Annotated in this window: 5 protein-coding genes and 1 riboswitch; all 5 genes read left to right on the top strand. The window is 42.8% G+C overall.

Annotated elements, in window-relative coordinates; genetic code table 11:
- The first annotated feature begins 1 nt into the window (after position 1).
- A riboswitch (SAM riboswitch) is annotated at positions 2 to 108 on the top strand.
- A gap of 105 nt (positions 109 to 213) precedes the next feature.
- The 5 genes from metN (at position 214) to RAC86_RS36260 (ending at position 3,732) form a co-directional block, all read left to right on the top strand.
- Positions 214 to 1,239, top strand: coding sequence for a methionine ABC transporter ATP-binding protein MetN (gene metN / locus RAC86_RS36280; RefSeq protein ID WP_003242531.1), 1,026 nt, complete (start codon positions 214 to 216; stop codon positions 1,237 to 1,239).
- Positions 1,232 to 1,900, top strand: coding sequence for a methionine ABC transporter permease MetP (metP, locus tag RAC86_RS36275; RefSeq protein ID WP_015251270.1), 669 nt, complete (start codon positions 1,232 to 1,234; stop codon positions 1,898 to 1,900). The genes metN and metP overlap by 8 nt, the downstream gene beginning before the upstream one ends.
- 13 nt (positions 1,901 to 1,913) lie before the next feature.
- Positions 1,914 to 2,738, top strand: a complete 825-nt coding sequence (gene metQ, locus RAC86_RS36270) for a methionine ABC transporter substrate-binding lipoprotein MetQ (protein WP_003228595.1) — start codon at positions 1,914 to 1,916, stop codon at positions 2,736 to 2,738.
- Positions 2,739 to 3,023: 285 nt separating this feature from the next.
- Positions 3,024 to 3,401, top strand: a complete 378-nt coding sequence (locus RAC86_RS36265) for a carboxymuconolactone decarboxylase family protein (RefSeq protein WP_014477920.1) — start codon at positions 3,024 to 3,026, stop codon at positions 3,399 to 3,401.
- Positions 3,402 to 3,594: 193 nt separating this feature from the next.
- Positions 3,595 to 3,732, top strand: a complete 138-nt coding sequence (locus RAC86_RS36260) for a YuzK family famiily protein (protein ID WP_003228600.1) — start codon at positions 3,595 to 3,597, stop codon at positions 3,730 to 3,732.
- Positions 3,733 to 3,801: the final 69 nt, after the last annotated feature.

Below are 3,801 nucleotides of genomic sequence, written 5' to 3'. Positions count from 1 at the left end.
TCTCTTATCAAGAGAGGTGGAGGGAAGTGCCCTATGAAGCCCGGCAACCATCAACACTGTTGAAATGGTGCCAATTCACACGAAGCGTTCAGCTTTGAAAGATGAGAGAAAGGCATTTTATATAAGCCTTTCTGCTCAAGTGTGCAGAAAGGCTTTTCTTTTGCAGAAAAAACCGGAAGATTTCTTAGAATAGTGTTAAGGCAGGTGATTGCTTTGATCAATCTTCAGGATGTTTCAAAAGTTTACAAGTCGAAACATGGAGATGTCAATGCTGTCCAAAATGTCTCGCTTTCCATTAAAAAAGGTGAGATTTTTGGAATTATAGGATATAGCGGAGCTGGTAAGAGTTCCTTAATCCGTCTGCTGAACGGCCTTGAGAAACCAACCTCAGGAACCGTGGAAGTGGCGGGAACCAAGATTAATGAAGTAAATGGACGCGGTTTAAGAAAAGCACGCCATGAGATCAGTATGATTTTCCAGCATTTCAATTTGCTTTGGTCGCGGACTGTCAGAGATAATATCATGTTTCCTTTAGAAATTGCCGGGGTGAAAAAGAGCGAGCGGATCAAGCGCGCTAATGAACTGATTAAACTGGTAGGTTTAGAAGGAAAAGAAAAATCTTATCCGTCTCAGCTGAGCGGCGGTCAGAAGCAGCGTGTCGGAATTGCCAGAGCGCTTGCAAACAATCCGAAGGTTCTCCTTTGTGACGAAGCGACATCAGCATTAGATCCGCAAACGACAGATTCAATTCTGGATCTATTGTCCGATATTAATGAAAGACTCGGTTTGACGATTGTGCTGATTACGCACGAAATGCATGTCATCCGCAAAATCTGCAACAGAGTCGCCGTCATGGAAAACGGCAAGGTGGTCGAAGAAGGCGAGGTTCTCGATGTCTTTAAAAATCCAAAGGAACAAATGACAAAACGATTTGTTCAACAGGTGACAGAGCCGGAAGAAACGAAAGAGACGCTTCAGCACCTTCTTGATGATACAGCATCAGGAAAAATGGTTCAGCTCACATTTGTCGGTGAGTCAGCTGAACAGCCTCTGATTACAGAGATGATCAGAAACTTCAATGTCAGCGTCAATATTCTGCAAGGGAAAATTTCGCAGACGAAGGATGGGGCTTACGGTTCACTGTTCATCCACATTGACGGGGACGAGGAAGAAGTGCAAAACGTGATCCGGTTCATTAATGACAAACAGGTGAAAGCAGAGGTGATCACGAATGTTTGAAAAATACTTCCCGAACGTTGATTTAACTGAATTATGGAACGCGACATATGAAACACTTTATATGACGCTGATTTCTTTACTGTTTGCTTTTGTCATCGGGGTCATCCTCGGCTTGCTGCTCTTTCTGACGAGCAAAGGAAGCCTCTGGCAGAATAAAGCGGTCAACTCTGCGATTGCGGCCGTTGTTAACATATTCAGATCGATTCCGTTCCTTATTTTAATTATTTTACTATTAGGTTTTACGAAATTTTTAGTCGGCACGATCTTAGGGCCAAACGCCGCATTGCCGGCGCTGGTAATCGGCTCGGCACCATTTTACGCGCGCCTTGTTGAAATCGCGCTGCGTGAGGTGGATAAAGGTGTGATTGAAGCCGCTAAATCAATGGGCGCGAAAACGTCTACGATTATTTTCAAAGTGCTGATTCCGGAATCAATGCCTGCTCTTATTTCTGGCATTACGGTTACTGCCATCGCTTTGATCGGCTCAACGGCAATTGCCGGAGCCATTGGTTCAGGAGGCCTTGGAAACCTTGCGTACGTAGAAGGATATCAGTCTAATAACGCTGATGTTACCTTCGTTGCTACTGTGTTTATTTTAATCATCGTGTTTATTATTCAAATCATCGGTGATCTAATAACAAATATTATAGACAAACGATAAGGGAGGATTTACATTGAAAAAGCTATTTTTGGGTGCATTACTGCTTGTATTTGCAGGAGTTATGGCTGCCTGCGGTTCGAATAACGGCGCTGAATCCGGCAAGAAAGAAATTGTCGTTGCGGCAACGAAAACACCGCATGCGGAAATTTTAAAAGAAGCTGAACCATTGCTGAAAGAAAAAGGCTATACGCTGAAAGTGAAAGTGCTAAGTGATTACAAAATGTACAATAAAGCTTTAGCTGATAAAGAAGTGGACGCGAACTACTTCCAGCACATTCCTTACCTTGAGCAAGAAATGAAAGAAAACACAGATTACAAACTTGTGAATGCCGGCGCTGTTCACTTAGAGCCATTCGGTATTTACTCTAAAACATACAAATCACTGAAAGACCTTCCAGACGGTGCGACAATCATTCTGACAAACAACGTTGCTGAACAAGGCCGTATGCTTGCAATGCTTGAAAACGCTGGATTAATCACTCTTGATTCTAAAGTGGAAACAGTTGACGCAACATTGAAAGACATTAAGAAAAACCCGAAAAACCTTGAATTCAAAAAAGTAGCGCCTGAATTAACGGCAAAAGCATATGAAAACAAAGAAGGAGACGCGGTCTTCATCAATGTAAACTATGCGATCCAAAATAAATTAAATCCTAAAAAAGACGCAATTGAAGTAGAATCAACGAAAAACAACCCATACGCTAACATCATCGCAGTAAGAAAAGGCGAAGAAGATTCTGCAAAAATCAAAGCGCTGATGGAAGTTCTTCACTCTAAAAAGATCAAAGACTTCATCGAGAAAAAATACGACGGAGCTGTGCTTCCTGTATCTGAATAAGACTGAAACCCCGGATGAGAATTCCGGGGTTCAATTATTGACAAAGCCCTAAAACGATATTCGTTTTAGGGCTTTGTCATCTTTTCAGCGTGATTGAAAACCCTTGAAGTCTAGGAAGGCCGAGCATTGGAGCGGAGCGAATGTTGCAATTCGTGAGCACCAACGCGCAGGTCTGACAACGAATGCGAGGGTTTGCTGACACGGTGAAACCTCGGATGAGAATTCCGGGGTTTTTTTCGCGTATTTTCCTAAAAGCTGTTCATAATAAAAAGGAATGTTAAACAGATGGAGGGATTTTCTTTGAATCAAGACAGAGGAAGCATGCAGGACGCGTTAAAACAATATAAACATGGTTTAGGCACATTTGAACAAAAGATGCCGCTGATGGGAAGAAAATTTAACGAATTTACTGAACAGTGCTTTGCCGGGAATTCTCTGACTGAAAGAGAAAAACAGCTGATCGCCCTCGGAATTGCCATCAATGCTCAGGACGAATATTGCATGATCTATCATACAAAAGGCTGTCTCGATCAGGGAGCGACAGAAGAAAACATTCTCGAAGCCGTCAGTGTGGCAGCGGCATTTGGAGGCGGCGCAGCTTTCAGCCAAGGCGTGACAGTTGTTCAACAGTGCATTGAGGAATTCGGAAACACCACGCATTAAGAGAAGGAATATTCCGAAAAACCATTCTCATTTGTTCTGAAAGGATGCTTTCGTCTCATCTGCCGCTATTTCACGCCAAATCGTTTTTGCGGCATCCAACGCAGCACTGGTACAATAAAAAGCAAATATATGAAGGGATTGATTCATTATTTGCAGCAGCCAGGACAGACTGAACCTCGATTATACGTCAGAAATGGAAAAAGCGATGCAGCTGTCACACGGAATTGGATACGAGGAATATGGACGCCGGCTGGAAACAAGAATGAAGGTAGAGCGGCAGAGAGAGCTTGATTATGAAAAAAGCAAGCGGATTTCTGCGGGAGCTTATTGAGAAAATCAATCTTTTAAAAAAGGGTGGGAATCCACTCTTTTTCTTTTTCAATCGCTTTAATAAAGTGCT

The organism is Bacillus sp. LR_5, assembly GCF_042709275.1.
Note: the sequence above shows the minus strand (reverse complement) of the source record. Positions and strands in the feature narration are given on the sequence as shown.